At 68.5% G+C, this 16551-nt stretch carries 20 protein-coding genes; 13 read left to right on the top strand and 7 right to left on the bottom strand.

Annotated features, from left to right (window positions below; genetic code table 11):
- Positions 1–933 (top strand): tyrosine-type recombinase/integrase, encoded by a 933-nt coding sequence (locus CHC09_RS24900; protein ID WP_089295613.1) that lies wholly within the window; start codon positions 1–3, stop codon positions 931–933.
- Between the two features lie 59 nt (positions 934–992).
- Positions 993–1829, top strand: coding sequence for an undecaprenyl-diphosphate phosphatase (locus tag CHC09_RS24905; protein WP_089295614.1), 837 nt, complete (start codon positions 993–995; stop codon positions 1827–1829).
- 60 nt (positions 1830–1889) lie between these two features.
- Here CHC09_RS24905 and CHC09_RS24910 read toward each other — a convergent pair whose 3' ends face one another.
- Complete coding sequence (locus CHC09_RS24910; RefSeq protein ID WP_285551796.1) at positions 1890–2621, bottom strand: hypothetical protein; 732 nt, start codon at positions 2619–2621, stop codon at positions 1890–1892.
- Positions 2622–2974: 353 nt separating this feature from the next.
- Between CHC09_RS24910 and CHC09_RS24915 the strand changes: the two genes are divergently transcribed.
- Positions 2975–3196, top strand: coding sequence for a hypothetical protein (locus CHC09_RS24915; protein ID WP_089295615.1), 222 nt, complete (start codon positions 2975–2977; stop codon positions 3194–3196).
- Between the two features lie 50 nt (positions 3197–3246).
- Positions 3247–3486, top strand: coding sequence for a hypothetical protein (locus tag CHC09_RS24920; protein ID WP_089295616.1), 240 nt, complete (start codon positions 3247–3249; stop codon positions 3484–3486).
- Between the two features lie 149 nt (positions 3487–3635).
- Here CHC09_RS24920 and CHC09_RS24925 read toward each other — a convergent pair whose 3' ends face one another.
- The gene (locus CHC09_RS24925) at positions 3636–4034 is read right to left on the bottom strand and encodes a hypothetical protein (protein WP_089295617.1); all 399 of its coding nucleotides are present in this window, start codon (positions 4032–4034) and stop codon (positions 3636–3638) included.
- A gap of 943 nt (positions 4035–4977) precedes the next feature.
- Positions 4978–5634 carry a 3'-5' exonuclease family protein gene (locus CHC09_RS24935; RefSeq protein ID WP_089295619.1) on the bottom strand — a complete coding sequence of 219 codons (657 nt, stop codon included), beginning with the start codon at positions 5632–5634 and terminating at the stop codon, positions 4978–4980.
- A 128-nt stretch (positions 5635–5762) separates the two neighbouring features.
- Between CHC09_RS24935 and coaD the strand changes: the two genes are divergently transcribed.
- From coaD to CHC09_RS24950, 3 genes are all read left to right on the top strand, one after another.
- Positions 5763–6200 carry a pantetheine-phosphate adenylyltransferase gene (coaD, locus tag CHC09_RS24940; protein ID WP_089295835.1) on the top strand — a complete coding sequence of 146 codons (438 nt, stop codon included), beginning with the start codon at positions 5763–5765 and terminating at the stop codon, positions 6198–6200.
- A 410-nt stretch (positions 6201–6610) separates the two neighbouring features.
- On the top strand, positions 6611–7576 hold the full coding sequence (locus CHC09_RS24945; protein WP_179277269.1) for a tyrosine-type recombinase/integrase: 966 nt from the start codon (positions 6611–6613) through the stop codon (positions 7574–7576).
- A 1491-nt stretch (positions 7577–9067) separates the two neighbouring features.
- Positions 9068–9694: a GNAT family N-acetyltransferase gene (locus CHC09_RS24950; RefSeq protein ID WP_143232527.1), complete on the top strand. Its 627-nt coding sequence runs from the start codon at positions 9068–9070 to the stop codon at positions 9692–9694.
- On the opposite strand, the gene CHC09_RS24955 is transcribed toward CHC09_RS24950, so the two are convergent.
- Complete coding sequence (locus CHC09_RS24955) at positions 9661–10245, bottom strand: class I SAM-dependent methyltransferase (RefSeq protein ID WP_089295836.1); 585 nt, start codon at positions 10243–10245, stop codon at positions 9661–9663. The genes CHC09_RS24950 and CHC09_RS24955 overlap by 34 nt on opposite strands.
- Before the next feature lie 171 nt (positions 10246–10416).
- Here CHC09_RS24955 and CHC09_RS24960 point away from each other — a divergent pair, with 171 nt between their 5' ends.
- Positions 10417–10788, top strand: a complete 372-nt coding sequence (locus CHC09_RS24960; protein WP_089295622.1) for a hypothetical protein — start codon at positions 10417–10419, stop codon at positions 10786–10788.
- Positions 10789–10827: 39 nt separating this feature from the next.
- Here the strand turns inward: CHC09_RS24960 and CHC09_RS24965 are convergent, their stop codons facing one another.
- Positions 10828–11877: a S66 family peptidase gene (locus CHC09_RS24965; RefSeq protein WP_089295623.1), complete on the bottom strand. Its 1050-nt coding sequence runs from the start codon at positions 11875–11877 to the stop codon at positions 10828–10830.
- 41 nt (positions 11878–11918) lie between these two features.
- Entirely contained in the window at positions 11919–12728 is an 810-nt protein-coding gene (locus CHC09_RS24970) for an SAM-dependent methyltransferase (RefSeq protein ID WP_239138512.1), read from the bottom strand.
- 103 nt (positions 12729–12831) lie between these two features.
- On the opposite strand from CHC09_RS24970, the gene CHC09_RS24975 reads away from it, so the two are divergent.
- The 5 genes from CHC09_RS24975 (at position 12832) to CHC09_RS24995 (ending at position 16042) form a co-directional block, all read left to right on the top strand.
- Positions 12832–13392, top strand: a complete 561-nt coding sequence (locus CHC09_RS24975) for a hypothetical protein (RefSeq protein WP_089295624.1) — start codon at positions 12832–12834, stop codon at positions 13390–13392.
- Entirely contained in the window at positions 13389–13979 is a 591-nt protein-coding gene (locus CHC09_RS24980; RefSeq protein ID WP_239138511.1) for an HD domain-containing protein, read from the top strand. The genes CHC09_RS24975 and CHC09_RS24980 overlap by 4 nt, the downstream gene beginning before the upstream one ends.
- 4 nt (positions 13980–13983) lie before the next feature.
- Positions 13984–14724, top strand: coding sequence for a metallophosphoesterase family protein (locus CHC09_RS24985; RefSeq protein ID WP_089295625.1), 741 nt, complete (start codon positions 13984–13986; stop codon positions 14722–14724).
- Positions 14724–15473: a VOC family protein gene (locus tag CHC09_RS24990; RefSeq protein ID WP_089295626.1), complete on the top strand. Its 750-nt coding sequence runs from the start codon at positions 14724–14726 to the stop codon at positions 15471–15473. Before CHC09_RS24985 ends, CHC09_RS24990 begins: the two co-directional genes overlap by 1 nt.
- Before the next feature lie 143 nt (positions 15474–15616).
- Positions 15617–16042, top strand: a complete 426-nt coding sequence (locus tag CHC09_RS24995; RefSeq protein WP_089295627.1) for a hypothetical protein — start codon at positions 15617–15619, stop codon at positions 16040–16042.
- Positions 16043–16066: 24 nt separating this feature from the next.
- Here the strand turns inward: CHC09_RS24995 and CHC09_RS25000 are convergent, their stop codons facing one another.
- Positions 16067–16525, bottom strand: a complete 459-nt coding sequence (locus CHC09_RS25000) for an Lrp/AsnC family transcriptional regulator (RefSeq protein WP_089295628.1) — start codon at positions 16523–16525, stop codon at positions 16067–16069.
- Positions 16526–16551 lie beyond the last annotated feature (26 nt).

Genomic DNA, 16551 nt, shown 5'->3' on the forward strand with positions numbered 1-16551 from the left:
ATGGCACACATGTCGCTGCTGCCCCACGTCACCGCGTCAGCCACCAAATTCACCGACGCCTGGCTGGAGAACCGGCGACTGTCCGACCACACCCGAGACGCCTACCGCCGTGACGTGACGGCCTGGCTCACCTGGTGCGCCGAACGCGGACTCGACCCGCTGTCCGCGTCCTTCCTCGACGTCAACGCGTACGCCCGCGGCCTGGAAGCCCGGCCGATGGCCGCCGCGACCGTCGCCCGTAAGCTCTCCGGCCTCTCCAGCTGGTACGCCTTCCTCGTCAAACTCGGCGCCGTCGCGGCCAACCCCGTCGGCGGCGCCGACCGCCCCTACGTCGACCGCGACCACTCCGCCACCGTCGGCCTCACCGCCGAGGAGGTCGACGCGCTGCTGGCCGCCGCCGACGCTCAGGCCGGCCCGGCCGCCACCCGCCACCGCGCCGTGCTCACCCTCCTGGCCGACCTCGGCCTGCGCGTCGGTGAACTGGTCAGCCTCGACCTGGCCGACCTCGGCTGGGAACGCGGGCACCGCACCGTCCGCTTCGTCGGCAAAGGCGGCCGCCCCCGCCGCCGCGTCCTGGCCCCGTCGGCTGCCGCGACCCTCGACGAATACCTGCGCGTACGCGGCGCGCAGCAGGGCCCGCTCTTCGCCACCGCCTCCGGCGCCCGCCTCGACCGGCACGCCGTCTTCCGCCTGGTCCGCCGCCTCGCCGCCGAAGCCGGAATCGCCGGCTCCGAAAAGCTGTCACCGCACTCCCTGCGGCACGCCTTCGCCACCACGGCCCGCGCCGAAGGGGTACCGCTGGAAGACGTACAGGACGCGATGGGGCACGCCGACCCGCGCACCACCCGCCGCTACGACCGTGACCGACACAACCTGGATCGTGACCCCGCGTACACGATCGCGGCGGCCCGGGACCGCCGCAGGACGGCGTGACACGTCCCCCTATGCTCTGTCCCGGCCAGATTTAGCTACAAACAGGGCGGGATCAGGGTTTGAACATCTTCGAAGCAGTGGTGATGGGCGCTGTGGAGGGCGTCACCGAGTTCCTCCCGGTGTCCAGCACCGGTCACCTGACCATCCTGGAGAAACTCTTCGGCCATAAACTCGACGACCCGGACATCACCGCCTTCACGGTGATCATCCAGTCCGGCGCCGTCCTCGCCACGATCATCTTCCTGATGAAGGACATCGTGCGCATCGTCCCGGCGTTCTTCCGCGGCCTGGCCAAAAAGGACCAGCGCAGCCACCCGGACTTCCGATTCGCCATCGCCGTCCTGCTCGGCTCACTGCCGATCATCATCGCCGGCCTCACCTTCAAAGACGCCATCGAAACCACCCTGCGCAGCCTCTGGTTCGTCGCCGGCGCCCTCATCCTCTGGTCCGGCGTGATGGCCTTCGCCGACCACGCCGCCACCCAGGTCCGCCACGAAGACGACGTCACCTGGAAAGACGCCCTCATCATCGGCGTCGTCCAGTGCCTCGCCGTCATCCCCGGCATCTCCCGATCCGGCTCCACCATGTCCGCCGGCCTGCTGCGCGACCTGGACCGGGTCACCGTCACCAAACTCTCGTTCTTCCTGTCCATCCCCGCCCTCACCGGCGCATCGCTCCTGCAGGGCTACGAAGAGTTCGACAACATCTCCAACGGCGTCGGCTGGACCAACACCCTCGTCGCGACCGCGGTCAGCTTCGTCGTCGCCTACTTCTCGGTGACCTGGCTGCTCAAATTCGTCGCCAAGCACTCCTACAGCATCTTCATCTTCTACCGCCTCGCCCTCGGCTCCCTGCTCATCCTCCTGCTCGCGACAGGCACCATCAGCGCCCAGTAACCGACCCACCAAAAAGGCGCCCGCACACACGTGCGGGCGCCTTTTTCGTAAACCCAGCCATCACGACGAAGCGGAACCGGCCTCGCCCAGCTCCGCCAGCCGAGCCTCGATCTCGGCCAGCTCAGCCCGCAACTTCTGCGCCTGCTGCTCCGCCTCCGACCGCTCCGCCGACAGGATCTGCTCCACCGCCTCCTGCACCCCCGGCACATCGATCAACTGAACCATCTTCAACGCCTCAGCCGGCCGAATCACATACGGCTTCGCCAGCGCCTTCGCGCCCTGCGTCGCACCGATGGTCCACTCACCCTCGCCATACGCCAGCGTCACCGTCAACGACGGCGAGGGCTTCGCCTTCACCGCCCGCACCGCCTTACGCGGAGCCGGCGCCGACACATCCTGCGTTTCCTTGTCCATGACGTCCTCGCTCTTACGTTGCACCGGCGCCGGCTTCGGCCTCTCGATCGGCTTGTCGATCAAAAACTCCGGCCCCGACAACACCGGCTCCGGCTCCGGCTCGACCACCGGCACCGCCTTCCTCGCCGCCGCACCCTTCGGCGCGATCCGCAGATCACCGGGGGAGAAGGGCAACTCGTCCCGCCCGAAGCGGACCACCACCCACTCCTCGGAGACGGCCGGATCCTCCAGCGCCACCACCTGCCCGATCTGCCCCGAAATCTGCCCCGCCGACTCGGTGAACTGCACCCTCGGCTTACGCCCAGCCGCCAACGCGTCCCGGAACCCGTCCAACTCCTCCGTGGTCAACCCACGGGCCTCCACGCCCGCCACGGCCATCGTCCCCACCTTCGTACGCCTGTATGAGAGGACTCTTTTTACCAGCCGCCACCGACAACAACCGCTCGCCCCGCCGATCACGCAAGATCAAGACCCTACAACTCACCACCCGGGGCCAACCCGAACCAATTGCCCGACAGCCTCCTGCGGGCAGGAAGCGTTCCTGGAAGGCCACGTATACGCCGCTGCCGCACCTGCGCCCGCCAAGCCTTCCCGGTCGACGACGGCGTCTGCCGGCTCTGCCGCCGGCAGGCCAGCCTGATCGCCGGACCCCACTGCAAGACCGCGCTGGACCTGACCGTTGCGGCCAGCACCGGCCAGCAACTGTTCCTCAGGTCCGCCGCGGTCTACGGATGATCGCCAGCTGCCACGAACCGGGTGAGCCCGTCAAGGCCAGCACCGTCACCGCGATGAGCCCGCACGGCGTCTCCGGCCTGCGCGTGCTCGAAGTCCTGTTCGCCGCCGGCGACGACCTCGTCGTCTGGATCACCGTGCTACGACACGGCACCCCACGGCGGCGAGCCGTCCCCGTATCACCACCTTCACCCTGCCGGCGGCCGCCCACCCCTTCCTGACCGAGATCACCGACCGCTACACCACTCTCCGGCAGGTCACCCGCCAAGACGTGCTGGACTGGCTCGACGACCGCAAACACCGGGCTGGCGACGCTCACGTCCTGCATGACCTGTTCGGCGTCCTCAAGGCCCAGCGCCTGGCCTTCGCCAATCCGCTCACACGGATTCACGTCGGCAGCGCCAACCCGAGCACGCCGGCCGCGTTGACCGGCGAGGCTCTCCACGCCGGTCTCCACGCCACCGGCGCAGAGAGCGGCTTCTGGGACGATGACGGCCGGCCCGCACCCTGACCCGACGACATCGACAAATCGACGCCCGAAACAAACCGGCCAAATCCTCGACCGGGGGAGAACCGCTCTTATAGCCGGCGCCGAATGACAGGTCAGCCGCTACTTCAGCCTTCTGGCGTCCGCCCCGAGGACAAGCGAGCGATGGCAGCCTAGAGCTCGAACGGATGCAGCTGGACATCCTTGTGAGGAACGTAAATCTGCACCCAGCTCGCGTCCACCTCTGCCGGCGGAGGCTCAACGAAGTCCAGCAGGATCATCGACCCGTCCAGATCCAGGACGCCGGCACCGTCGGGAGTCAAACCCAACCGCCCGCGCAAGATCACGCAATGGTCACCCGCCAAGATCGCTGGCCCAGGCCCGGCCGCGAGCTTCGCGTTCACACCCCAACTGATCTCCAGGTCGATCGTCCACTCGACGTCATACCGCCCCAAGACAGCATCCGGCGCGCCACACCACGGCACCGCCGTCCGGCCCACCGGAGTCTGGACCTGCACTATCGGGAACGGGCTCCAATCGAACCGGCTCACGTTCTCAATCTCGACCAGCACCCTTAGATCATGCCCGCTGCCGATCAACCGCGGTGGGGCCAAAAACCGCCCGTGACCATGGACCGGGCGATCGCGTAATGGGGCCAAGACTCGTTCCTAGCCGGGGCCAACTCTCGCTCTCGAAGCTACGGGGGTCGCCACAGCAGGGAAGGGAGAACCCACACCCGGCGCCAGAGCCACGTCCACACGACGCAACTGGGACTCCCGGCCCGGACTGCGCTTGCAGTAACACCCGTCGTTCACCCAAACCCCGTTCCGCCGCCCGCACCTCAGCCGACCGCTGATCCCGCCCACTGACCAACCCCAACGCCCGCGCCAGCCAATCCACCGCCTCGTCACCGGCAGCGGCATCACCCAGAAACGGCGCCAACAGCAACAACCGCCGCGCCGCCGCCACCCGATCCGGCAGTGCGGCCCGAACGATCCCGCGCAACTCCACCCACCGCAACGCCGGCCCGAACCAATGCCCCAACAGGTCCGCCAGCATCATCCCCGGCCCACCGTCACCCGGCGCCAGCCAGAAATCGACCCGGTACTCCTCAGCGAGCTCCACACACCCCGGACCCAGCGTGGGCGCCAGATCGGTGCGATACACCACCAGTGCCACCGCGCCCGACGGTGAAGGCCGGCCACGCCTCGGCCCGGTACTGCCTGAGCCACTCCACCCGGCGCAGCCCCAACACCGCCTCCAACGCCGCGACATCCCGCGCCCAGAACCCCGGCTCACCGAGCAACCCCGAACCATCCGTCACCAACGCCGAAGCCGGTTGCGACTCGAACGACCTCAACTCCTCGAGAGCCCACCTCGCATGCTCCACACCCACCTCGAAGTCGGCCGCCAAACGCTCCGCCGTCAGCACGAACTCCGAACCCCGGCTGTGCCTACCCCCGTCGTACCCGTAAAGCTCCACAACCGATGATCATCCGCGCAGGGGAGAGGCGGTCAGGCCTCCGGCTCCTGCAGCGCCCGCGCCCGATGGAACAACACCCCGAGCAGGTGCGCGTAGCCACGGGCATCGTCGATCGCCCGATGCGTGTGCGGAACATCGCCGAGCCACCCCGCAGGCAGCGTCTCCGGCGACACCTCGGCGACCGGGCGGCCGGTGACCGCCGCGGCATAGCTGCGCAGACACAGGCCGGGACCGTCGAACAGCACATCCGTCTCATAAGGCCCCTGCACCAACCCGTAGCGGGTGAACCGCCGTAGGTAGAAATCGATCCACCCACCATCGAACGCCAGCGGCGACGCCGCGAACATCCTCGGCCCCGGCAGGCTGCGCACCCACGCCGTGAAGTCGGCCATCACCTGGGGGACCGGTCGTGGATCGGCGGTCGCCGCGGCCCACGCCTCAGGCTGCGTCTGGAACCACGCATACGTGGCCGGATTCGGCGCCGCGCCGGCGAGCGGCTCGAGAACCGCCTCGAACACGCCGACCTCCTCGCCCTCGGCAGTGACCGCGACCGAAGCGAACGACCGCATCGAATTCGCTCCCGGCCACGGCCCGTCCGTCTCGATATCCGTCACGACATACACCCACTCGTCCCGCAAAACGAAGCCTCCACGTCTCTCGTCGCCAGGGAGCCTGCCCGTCGGCACCATGATCGTCCCTAGGCTCAACCGGCGAGCTTCAGTCCCTCTCGGAGCGTTACTCTCCGTTACTTCCGCACGGGCTGCTGACGCCGGCCACAGGGGAGGGGGAGTCGTCCGCCGGTAGGTAACATGTGTCGATGTTTCCCGGCCCTGTCGGCGATCCTCGGAATTCCCGAGCGGTCTATCCAGGTACGTTCGATCCCTTCACCGCCGGGCATCGAGATCTCGTCGATCGGGCGCGCCGCTTGTTCGAACACGTGACGGTCCTGGTCGCGGTCAACGACGAGAAGCGGCCCACGAGGTCGGGCGTGCACCGCGCGGCGGATATCCGTGCCGGACTCCCGAGGGAGTGGGAGAACGTTGCGGTTGCGGCCTGGAACGGGCTGACCGTGGCCTACTGCCGGCAGCACGGGGCCGGAGTGATCATCCGTGGGGTGCGGAACACCGGCGACGTGGTGCGGGAGAATCAGCTGGCGGCGATGAACGAGACGCTGGGTGTCACGACCCTGCTCATGCCGACCCGGCCCGAACTGGCGACGATCTCTTCAACCATCGTCCGCGCGACTGTGGCCTGACCACGTTCCCGCCGTCCGCCCGGATCCAGGCCAAAATATCAGGTCGATAATGCACATTATGTCAACTAGAACGCGGAAAGGGGTCCCTTCAGGGGCACGGCCGCCGCACTTCGCATGCGCAAGACCCGGCAAGATCGGCCGGGTCCGAACCGACGATCATTTCCCTGGGGTACGCCGTAAGAAGCTGAGCCACGCCCCCCGAAGCGTCCGTGGACAGAGTTCGGGACAGGTTGCGATCGCTAGCCGCCCCGAGCGGGACGACTACGCCGGCTGGTCGGTTTCGGCTCGAGCAGCCCCGCCCTTCCCCGGCCGGGCAGCCCCGTGCCCGGTGAACGGCACTTGAAACGGACTGCAGGCATGCTAAGGTCCATCTGGGTACAGATATGGATATATCATGCATAATATCTCTTATGCAGCACGAATCACCTGTCGAGCCGACTCCCCTGGCTGAGTTCGTCGACGAGTTCCTGGCCGCTCGAGCCACACGGAAGCCCTCGGCACACACCCTCGCCGCGTACCGCAGGGATCTCACCCTGGTGCTGCAGCACGCCGTGCCCGCCCCTACCGCCCCGGCCGACCTCTCCCCTCGCGTGCTGCGTGCCGCCTTCGCGCGTTTCGCGGCGGACCGCGCCCCCGCTTCCATCGCTCGTGCCTGGTCGTCGTGGAACGCGTTCTTCACGTTCCTGGTGACCGAGGGTGTGGTGGCGGGCAATCCGATGTCGGCGGTGGACAAGCCGCGGCTGGTGGCGCACTCCCCCAAGCCGTTGCGGGGTGAGGACACGCCGGAGCAGTTGTTGCGGGTGGTGTCCCGCGCTGATGAGCGGCAGCGGGATCCGTGGCCGGAGCGCGATGTGCTGGTGCTGGCGTTGGCGTTGTGTGCCGGGTTGCGGTTGTCGGAGTTGCTTGGTTTGACGGTGGGCGCGGTGTCGGGGCGTGATGGTGAGCGGCGGGTGGAGGTGGCCGGTAAGGGTGGGCGGCCGCGGACGGTGCCGATCGACGCGGGTTTGGATGCGGCGGTGTGGCGGTATGTGGCGAGCCGGCGGGTGCGGTTCGGTCGGGTGGAGAAGTCGGCGCCGTTGCTGGTGGATCGGTTCGGGGAGCCGTTGCAGCGGGGTGGTTTGCAGTATCTGGTGCGGTCGTGTTTCCGGCGGGCGGGGATCGGTGATCGGGTGCCGCGTGGGGCGCAGTTGCATGCGTTGCGGCATACGTTCGCGACGCGGTTGGCGGAGGATGGGGCGAACGCGTCGGAGATCATGCGGTTGCTGGGGCATGCGTCGCTGGCTACGTCGCAGAACTACATCGAGGTGACGGCGGAGCAGCAGCGGGCGGCGATCCAGTCGAATCGCACGAATCGGGTGTTGCGCGAGTTGGCGTGACGGCAATGCCACTCAACCTAAGTTGACCTTGAATGGGGTGGGGTCTCTCGGGGTTTGCTTGCGATGGTGTGGGTGGCTGGGTTGGTCGCCATGCGGTGTGACCGCCGGTAGCGCCGTTCGCGGTAGGTGGCAGGACAGGGTCGTCCCGAGATGCGGGCGGGGGCTCCTGGAAGGTGGGCCGCGACAGCAACTTGCGGACCCGCGGCGCGGCGGTACGTGCGCAAAGTTTCCGCGTTCGCGGTGGTGGCGGTCCCGGCTGGTTGTCATGGTCGTATCGCTGCTGTTGCTACGCCCCTGTGGTCCAGTCGGGGTGGCTCGGCTGTATCCCAGGCTGGGGCATGACCATCAGCACCAGCTGGCCCGCGAGTTTCCGCAATCCCGCCGCACCCCGGCAGATAGACGCGCCCACCCGCGAATCGCAGGCGGCGGCCAGGAGGGTGGCCCAAGGCGGACGGTGGCTGGCGGGCACACGGCGCGGTTGCGGGTGCGACGCATGAGATCGCATCCGAGATCAACTTATGCTGAGTGGCATTGGGTGTGATGGCGTACTCCCCCGGCTTGGTCACTTGCGAGCGTTATTGCCCCTCTGCTATCCGTATTCACGCCGGTAACGCGAATGAATTCTGGCCTCAATTGTAAGATCAATATCAGGGAAGTGATTCCGGATTATCGCCGAGATCTTCTGGGGTGAATCCTGGGTTGCGTGATTATGCCGAGAAATTGACCGTTCGGAGGGTGTGGTCATCGGCCGAACAACTACCTAACGCGGGAACGCGAATGTATTTCCGAAAGTCGTGGTCGTCTTGTCGGAGTCGGTAGTTCTTCGGAAGGAAATGAACCTTGAACGTCATGACACGCACGCTGATGGTGGGGATCGGGCTCGCTGCTGGGGCGACGATCGGGGCGGTCCCGGCGCTCGCCTCCTCAGGCGGCACAGGTTCGACGACAGCCGTTCACGCCCGGTCTGGTTGGCCCGACGTGGATGTGGATGTCGACCGTAACTACGGGTCGCCCTACCGGGACGTAGACGTGAATGTCGACCGCAATTACCGTGCGGTACGCCCGTGGCGTCCCCGGTACCGCGACGTGGACGTGGACGTGGACCGTAACTATGGGTCTCCGTACCGCAATGTTGACGTAGATTACAACCGTTACCGTGGGGCACGCCCGTGGCGTCCCGGATACCGCGATGTAGATGTGGACGTGGACCGCAACTATGGGTCTCCGTACCGCAATGTTGACGTAGATTACAACCGTTACCGTGGGGCACGCCCGTGGCGTCCCGGATACCGCGATGTAGATGTGGATGTCGACCGTAACTACGGGTCGCCGTACCGCAATGTCGACGTGGACGTGGACCGCAACTATCGCGCCGGACGCCCCTGGCGTTGGTCCGAGGGGAATTAGCGGCGGTAGTCGTCGAACAAACGGTCGCGCCCTCGGGCGCGGCCGTTTGCCGTGCGGATCCTGTGCGATGGGTCGGCTGGGGCGGTGGAAACCGCCGCGGCTCGAGCAGGCGATGCGCAGGGGAACGCCGTGCCCCGGCTAAAATTGATCTTCATGAGGTTGCCGGTGGGTGCGGTGTTGTCGACGGAGCGGCTGGTGTTGCGGCCGTTCGAGGCCGGTGATGCCGCCGGTGTGCACGCGGTCTGGAACGAGAAGAGTTTTCTGCGTTTCGCGCCGGTGGGTTTCCGGTATGCCGGGGCGAGTCTCGATCTGGTGCTCGACTGGTGTTCGCGTGGGGAGAATTTCGCCGGCGTGGAGCGTGAGAGCGGCCGGTTGGCGTGTCATGTGGCGTTGTTCGGTACTGACTGGACGGCGAAGACGACCGAGATCCACTACTGGACGGCGGTGTGGGCGCGCGGCAACGGTTTCGCGGTGGAGGCGGCGCGGGCGGTGAGCCGGTGGGCGTTGACGGAGTTGGGGCTGGTGCGGGTGGCGTTGCAGACGGATACCCGCAATGTGGCGTCGCGGCGGGTGGCGGAGAGTGCCGGTTTCGTTTTCGAGGGTGTGCTGCGCAACGCGTCGTGGACCCGGTCGGGCCGGGGTGATCTTGCGGTGTTCAGTCTGGTCCCGGGTGATCTTCAGGTGAACGAGCGGGAGGTGCGCAGCCGGTAGCCGGGCAGTTTGAGCTGTTCGCCGTCGACCTGGGCGAGGACTTCGACGTCTTTGATGGCGGTGTCGGTCCAGGTGGGTTCGGGGAACCACTGCTGCAGGTGGTCGCGGGTGATGCTCCAGTGCTCGCCGGCGTCGGCGGAGATGGCCAGGACGTAGACGAGGGTGCCCGGTTCGCTGAGTGCGGGTAGTTGGGCGAGGTAGTCGTCGACGCCGCCGTTGCGGTGCAGGTTGTGCAGCAGGCCGCAGTCGAAGATGGTGTCGAAGGGCGCGTTGGGCAGGGTCAGTGCGGTGGCGTCCTGGACTTCGAAGCGGACGGTGAGGCCGGTGGCTTTGGCTCGGGCCTTCTCGATGGCCAGTGGTGAGATGTCCACTCCGGTGACGTGGTATCCGCGGTTGGCCAGGACGATGGAGAGGTTGCCGGTGCCGCAGCCGAGGTCGAGGACTTTGGGGCCGCGCACGCCGTGTTCGAGCAGGGCGGTGATCGCGGGTTGCGGGCGGCCGATCTCCCAGGGCGCGGTGCCGGTGCGGTACGGCTCGTCGTAGTCGATCATCGTGCCCTCCCCCATGGATCTGTCCGACGACCCTATCGCGTCGGTCTGACGTTTGAGACTTCGTACCTTGATCGTCGGGTTTAGAGGCCAAAACCTTAAAGCGATTTCGGCGGTACGGTCTACTCCCCCGCGTTCGTCGTCGGCGCGGCCGGTGTGATGATCGCGTGTGTGATGAGTGACGGAACCGCGGTGCCCACGTCCTGCTGCGGGACCGGCCGGGTGTACGACTTCGTGGCCGGCGAGCGGCTGGGGTGGTCGGTGGATCACGAGTGCGGTGCGCTGGAGTGTGGTCGTGGGGAGCTGCCGGAGGATCTGCGGCGGGCGATCATGGAGCATTACGGCGTGTTCCGGCTGCGGTTCGCTGCGGATCCGGGGTCGCGGCGGGTGGCGGTGATGAAGGTGTTGCGGGAGTTCGGGACGCCGTTGTCGCGGCTCAAGGCCGTACTGGAGGACGGGTTGACCGGGACCGAGGCGGAGATGACGGTGGCGCGGCGGCATCTGGCCCGGGCCGGGGTTGCGCTGGTGCTGGAGCGTCAGGGCTGACGGGCGGGCCGGGCCTGCGAGGCGGCCCGGCCCGGTGGGTCACCGGTAGTCGGCGGTGATGCGGCGTTCGGTGCCGTCGACGGTGACGGGTCCGCCGTGCGGCAGGATCCATTGCGGCCGGGTGTGGCCGAACGGGACGCCGACGCAGATGACGGCCTGCGGGTTGTAGCGGGTCACCGTCTCGACGACCGTGTCGCGTTGCTGTGCGCGCAGGTCCGCCCGTTCGGTGGGCGAGGGCTGGTGGGTGAAGTCGGAGACGGGTGGGCGGGCGACCAGGACCGCGTCGACGGCGGCGAGCAGGCCGCGTTCGCCGAGGGTGCGGACGATCCGTCCGACGTTGTGGGCGGGCAGGAGCTCTTCGGAGGTTTCGAGCAGCAGTACGTTGCCGTCGAGGGCGTCCGCGGGGAACGGGAAGCGGCCCGCGGCGAGGATCTGTTCGGTGACTTCGAGGCAGCCGCCCCAGGTGGTGCCGGTGATTGTGCGGCGTGGGCCGTGCCAGCTCCACGGTTCGGTCGGTTCGCGGTCGCCGAAGTGGTGCAGGGCGCGTGGGTCGGCCCAGTCGAGGCCGATGTCCTCGGATTCGCCGGGGTCGGTGATCTCCAGGGTTTCGCCGGTGAGCAGGGCGGCGCGCAGGGAGCTGGCGTGGATGTCGTCGACGGCGGGTCCGGGGCCGAGGTGGACCTGGGAGGAGCCGCCGTAGAAGCTGGCGATGCCGTGGCTCCAGAGCCAGTTGTGCAGGTTGGTGTTGTCGCTGGTGCCGAGGAAGGGTTTCGGGTCGGCGCGGGCGGCTTCGGCGTCCAGGTGCGGGATGACGGTGATCTGGTCGTCGCCGCCGACGACGGCGAGGATGGCGCGGATGCGGGGGTCGGCGAAGGCGGCGTTGAGGTCGGCGGCGCGGGCTTGTGGTGTCGCGCCGAGCTGGCGGGTGGTGGGGTATTCGATCGGTACGAGGCCGGTCAGCTCGGTGAGCCGGCGCAGGCCCTGTTCGTGGATCTCGGGGAAGGCGCCCGGGGCGGCGAACGATGGTGACAGGACCGCGATGTGGTCGCCGGGCTTGGCTTTCGGGGGCCGCGCAAGATCATGCTTCATGGGGGGATCCAACACCGGCCTCGGCCGGTACGCATCCTCGTTTATCGACGTTCGCCCAGCCGGCCGACTCCGCCGTAGATCGCGATGTCGTGGGGGCTGGGCAGGTCGTCGGTGGCCGGGTGCCAGGCGCAGACCGGGACGATGCCGGGTTCGAGCAGGTGCAGGCCGGTGAAGTACTCGGTGATCTCGTCGTGCGAGCGGGGGTACGCGTCGCTGGCGCCTCTGGCGGTCAGCTGCCGGAAGTACTCCTTCTCCTGTTCGGTGGAGAAGTCGGCGGTGCCGTGGGTCAGCACGAGGTGGCTGCCGGGGGCCAGGGCGGCGAGCAGCTCGGCGACGAGGTCGCGGGCGTGCTGGTGTTCGGCGATGAAGTGCAGGACGGCGACGAGGACGAGCCCGACGGGGCGGTCGAGATCGAGGGTGTCGCGCAGCATCGGGTGGGCGAGGATCTTGCCGGGGTTGCGCAGGTCTTCCTCGATGTAGCGGGTGCGGCCCGCTGCGGTGCTGGAGAGCAGGGCGCGGGCGTGGGTCATCACCATCGGGTCGTTGTCGACGTAGACGACGCGGGCGGCCGGGTTGGCGCGCTGGGCGACCTCGTGGGTGTTGTCGGCGGTGGGCAGGCCGGTGCCGATGTCGAGGAACTGGTCGATGCCGGTCTCGGCCAGGTGTCGTACGGCGCGTTGCAGGAAGGCCCGGTTCTCCCGGGCGGTGAGCCGGATGGTGGGGTGGGCCTTCTCGATCAGGTCGCCGGATTCGCGGTCGGCGGCGAAGTGGTCCTTGCCGCCGAGCCAGTAGTTGTAGCGGCGGGCCGGGTGGACGGTGGTGGTGTCCAGGCCGGCGGGTGCGTCATCCACCACGTGCGTTTCTCCCCCGTGTCGATGTCCCGGTGAAAACTGTCGGTGACGAAGCTATCGCAAAACGACGTGCGGGGTCCTTTGTGGATGCTATGAATGTGCGGTGCGGAATCGGGTCACGGACGCCTGCGCGCGAGCGCTGGCCTGTTGCGGTTTCACCCGGCGCCGGCATGGGATCCTGCTGCAGCCCGAGCACGGCTGGCTGGATCTGCGGCTGAGCGACGAGGGGACGTCTGTCGTGGCCGAGCCGGTGGTCGGGGTGCGGCACCGGCCGGTGGAGAAGATCCTGGTGGCCACGGCGGGCTGGGACGAGCCGGTGGCGTGTGTGACGCTGCCGGTCGGTGGGCGGTGGGTGTTCCCGGCGGGCGGGGATCTGGTCGCGGTCGCGGACGAGTTGGCCGAGGTGGTGGTGGTGCGGGGGCAGCCGTTCATCGACCGGTGGGCGGACTGGGCGGCGCTGCGCCGGGAGATCGGTGGGCTGTTGCCGGAGGCGACCCGGTTCTTCCTGCTGCCGGCGGTGGCGCTGGCCGACGGTGACCGGGACCGGGCGCGGGCGTTGATCGCCGAGGAGTCCGCCCGGCTGGTGGCACGCGACGACAAGTATGCCGTGGCGTACCGCGACTATGCTCGCCGGTTCACCCGGCTGGCGAGAGGAGACGTGTGAATCTGCTGGTCGAGGCGATCGGTGGTCCGGCCGTACCACCGCTGCGGTTGTTGCCGCCGGCGGCGGCTGATCTTCTGGTGACGTTGGGGGCTCCGCCGCGGCTGGGGGCGCACCTGCGGGCCGTGCACGACGTGGCATGGCGGTTGACCGGCTGGCTGGCCGGCGCGTACCCGGCGCTCGAGTTCGATCGCTCGGCGGTGCTGTTCGGGGCGGCGACCCACGACATCGGCAAGGTCACACATCCGCAGGAGCTGTCCGGGCCCGGTTCCCGGCATGAGCAGGCCGGGCGGCGGCTGCTGCTGCAGGCGGGGGTGGCGCCTCGGCTGGCCCGGTTCGCGGCCAGTCACGGCTCGTGGGACTCCCCCACCGTCGAGATCGAGGATCTGCTGGTCAGCGTCGCGGACAAGGTGTGGAAGGCCAAACGGGTGCCGGATCTGGAGCAGCTGCTGATCGAGCGGCTGGTGGCGGTCTGCGGGCAGGAGCCGTGGGCGGTGTTCCTGGCCCTGGACACCGAGTTGGACGAACTGGCGGCCGGGGCGGACGGGCGGCTCGCGTACCAGAACGGATTCCCGGTCGACGTAAGGTGATCGCATGCGGCTCGCGGTCATCTCCGATGTGCACGGCAACCTGCCCGCGCTCGACGCGGTCCTGACGGCGATCGCCGAGGACGGTGCCGAGCTCACCGTCAACCTCGGTGACCTGCTGTCCGGGCCGGTCCAGCCGGCCGAGACCGCGGACCGGCTGATCGAGCTCGGATTGCCGACCGTGGCCGGTAACCACGAGCGGCAGCTGTTGACCTTCTCCGAGCAGCGGATGGGGATGGTCGACCGGCTCACCAGCTCGCTGATCGGCGCGCGGCATCGCTCGTGGATGGCGTCGCTGCCGATGACGTTGTCGCCCGCGCCGGGGGTTCTGGCGTTTCACGGCACGCCCACCGACGACCTGCAGTATCTGCTGCACACCGTCACCGCCGCCGGGGCTCGGGAGGCGACCGTCGACGAGGTTCGTTCCCGGCTCGGTGAGGTCAGCGGCTATCACCTGCTGCTGTGCGGGCACACCCATGTCGCCGGGTCGCTGCGGCTGCCCGGCGGGCCGTTGATCGTGAACCCGGGCAGTGTCGGCTGGCCGGCGTACACCGACGACCGGCCGTTCGAGCACGAGATGGCCGCCGGCAGCCCGCACGCCCGGTACGCGCTGGTCGACGACGCGTCCGGGCGGTGGGAGGTGTCGTTGCGGGAGGTGACGTACCCGTGGGACAAGGCGGCGGCGTTCGCCGAGGGTTTCGGGCGCCCCGACGTGGCGCACGCGCTGCGGACCGGACGCAACAGCTGATGGGCGCCGAGCAGGCCGGGCCGGTGCGGTGGGTGACCGGGTTCCTGGACACGCCCGCCGCGCACGCCCCGGTCGCCGAGCGGTTCTGGCTGGCGGTGACCGGTACGACCCTGTCGACGCGCCGCGGCGACGGGACGTTCGCGACCCTGGTCCCAGCCTCGGGCGACCCGGTGCTGCGGGTGCAGGTGGTCGGTGACGCACCAGCGCGTGGCCACCTGGACCTGCACGTCGAATCGCTGCCGGAGGCCGCGTCGACGCTGGTGGCGCTCGGTGCGAGCGTGCTGCGCCGAGACGACGATCTGATTGTGTCGCGGTCGCCGGGCGGGATCGTGTTCTGCCTGGTCCCGTGGCGTGGTGAGCGGACCGGCCCGGTCGCGCCGGTCTGGCCCGACGGTCAGGCCAGCCTCGCCGACCAGGTGTGCCTCGACCTTCCCGCCGCGGTGTACGAGGCGGAGTGCGTGTTCTGGCGGGCGGCGACCGGCTGGCACCACGATCCGATACCGGCTTGCGCCGAGTTCGAGCGCCTGATCGCACCGGAGCCGCTCCCGGCGCGGCTGCTGCTGCAGCGCCTCGACGCCGGCCCGGCCGGCGTGCATCTCGATCTGGCCTGCGACGATGTGGACGCCGAGGTGGCCCGGCACGAGGCGCTGGGTGCCACGGTGGTGCGCCGGATCCCGGACAGCTGGACGACGCTGCGCGATCCGGCCGGCCGCTTCTACTGCGTCACCGCCCGTCCCCCGCGCCGCTGAAAGGTGTCGCCTCACCCGAGCAACCGGCCTGAACGGTTCCGGCTCGCCGACGGCCTCTCGACGAGCAACTCCAGCTTCGGCCACGAGACCGGCGACACTGCACCGCTGTGTGGCGGCTGCCGGGAAAGGAGAGCTGAGCGCCCGTGCACAACTACCGCTTCAAACGCCAGACCAGCAGGATCGGCATCTTCGCCGGCGTCACCGCCGACGCCTTACGGCAAACCACCCCACCGGTGCGGGCTGATCACATCAGCGATCGCGTGTGGCTGGACACGTCCCGCGTCACCGATGGCTTTCGCGGCACATCCCTCCAGCTGAGCCGGAACGAAGTCGGATGGCTGCGGACCGGACTGCGTCACGTCGCAGACGACATCACGCGCGCCGAAGCCACCGGCCACATCATCGTCGTCATCCACGCGCTGGAAATCGTCGAAGTCGACTACCTGGAGGCGGCCCTCGCTCCCGCCATCGCTGGTTGGGCAGCCCTGGAGTTCGGCTTCACGAACCGTCCGGCGGAGATCCGGCTCGACGACCAGACCAGCGAATACGTCGTCTGCTGGACAGGTTGATCCACTCTCCGTCGATCGGCCGGGTCAGAGGTCGAGGGGCTCGATGACGGGTTTGCGGGAGTGTTCGTAGATCACGGAGCTGCGGAAACCGACGATCTCCCGGCGGCCGCTGAACTTGTCCATGAGGAAGGCGTGCAGGGCGCCGACGTCGGGGACCGCGACGTGGACCAGGAAGTCGTCGCCGCCGGCGACGACGAAGACCGACAGGACCTCCGGAAGATCCATCGCGTACGCCTTGAAGCTCTCGATGACGGTACGAGACAGCGGCCGCACCTGTACGTGCAGCAGCGCCTGCACGCCGCGGTTGAGCGCCCCGAGGTCGACCTCGGCGTGGAAGCCGGTTATCACGCCGCGCTCACGTAGAGCCCGGACCCGTTCCAGGCAGGTCGACGGGGCGACACCGATGGTGCGGGCCAGTTCCCGGTTGGTCTGCCGGGCGTCTGTCTGAAGATGGGCCACGATCGCCGAATCAAGTTCGTCCACGACCGGAATTATCGCCTACTTGTCGA

Source organism: Actinoplanes regularis (assembly GCF_900188005.1).
Classification (GTDB): Bacteria; Actinomycetota; Actinomycetes; order Mycobacteriales; family Micromonosporaceae; genus Actinoplanes; species Actinoplanes regularis.

Bases quoted from the DNA above. Each gene is read 5' to 3' on its own strand.
- CHC09_RS24900 (WP_089295613.1), top strand. From the start codon at position 1: ATGGCACACATGTCGCTGCTGCCCCACGTCACCGCGTCAGCCACCAAA.
- CHC09_RS24910 (WP_285551796.1), bottom strand. From the start codon at position 2,621: ATGGCCGTGGCGGGCGTGGAGGCCCGTGGGTTGACCACGGAGGAGTTG.
- CHC09_RS24915 (WP_089295615.1), top strand. From the start codon at position 2,975: ATGATCGCCAGCTGCCACGAACCGGGTGAGCCCGTCAAGGCCAGCACC.
- CHC09_RS24935 (WP_089295619.1), bottom strand. From the start codon at position 5,634: ATGGTGCCGACGGGCAGGCTCCCTGGCGACGAGAGACGTGGAGGCTTC.
- coaD (WP_089295835.1), top strand. From the start codon at position 5,763: ATGTTTCCCGGCCCTGTCGGCGATCCTCGGAATTCCCGAGCGGTCTAT.
- CHC09_RS24945 (WP_179277269.1), top strand. From the start codon at position 6,611: ATGCAGCACGAATCACCTGTCGAGCCGACTCCCCTGGCTGAGTTCGTC.
- CHC09_RS24955 (WP_089295836.1), bottom strand. From the start codon at position 10,245: ATGATCGACTACGACGAGCCGTACCGCACCGGCACCGCGCCCTGGGAG.
- CHC09_RS24960 (WP_089295622.1), top strand. From the start codon at position 10,417: ATGAGTGACGGAACCGCGGTGCCCACGTCCTGCTGCGGGACCGGCCGG.
- CHC09_RS24965 (WP_089295623.1), bottom strand. From the start codon at position 11,877: ATGAAGCATGATCTTGCGCGGCCCCCGAAAGCCAAGCCCGGCGACCAC.
- CHC09_RS24985 (WP_089295625.1), top strand. From the start codon at position 13,984: ATGCGGCTCGCGGTCATCTCCGATGTGCACGGCAACCTGCCCGCGCTC.
- CHC09_RS24990 (WP_089295626.1), top strand. From the start codon at position 14,724: ATGGGCGCCGAGCAGGCCGGGCCGGTGCGGTGGGTGACCGGGTTCCTG.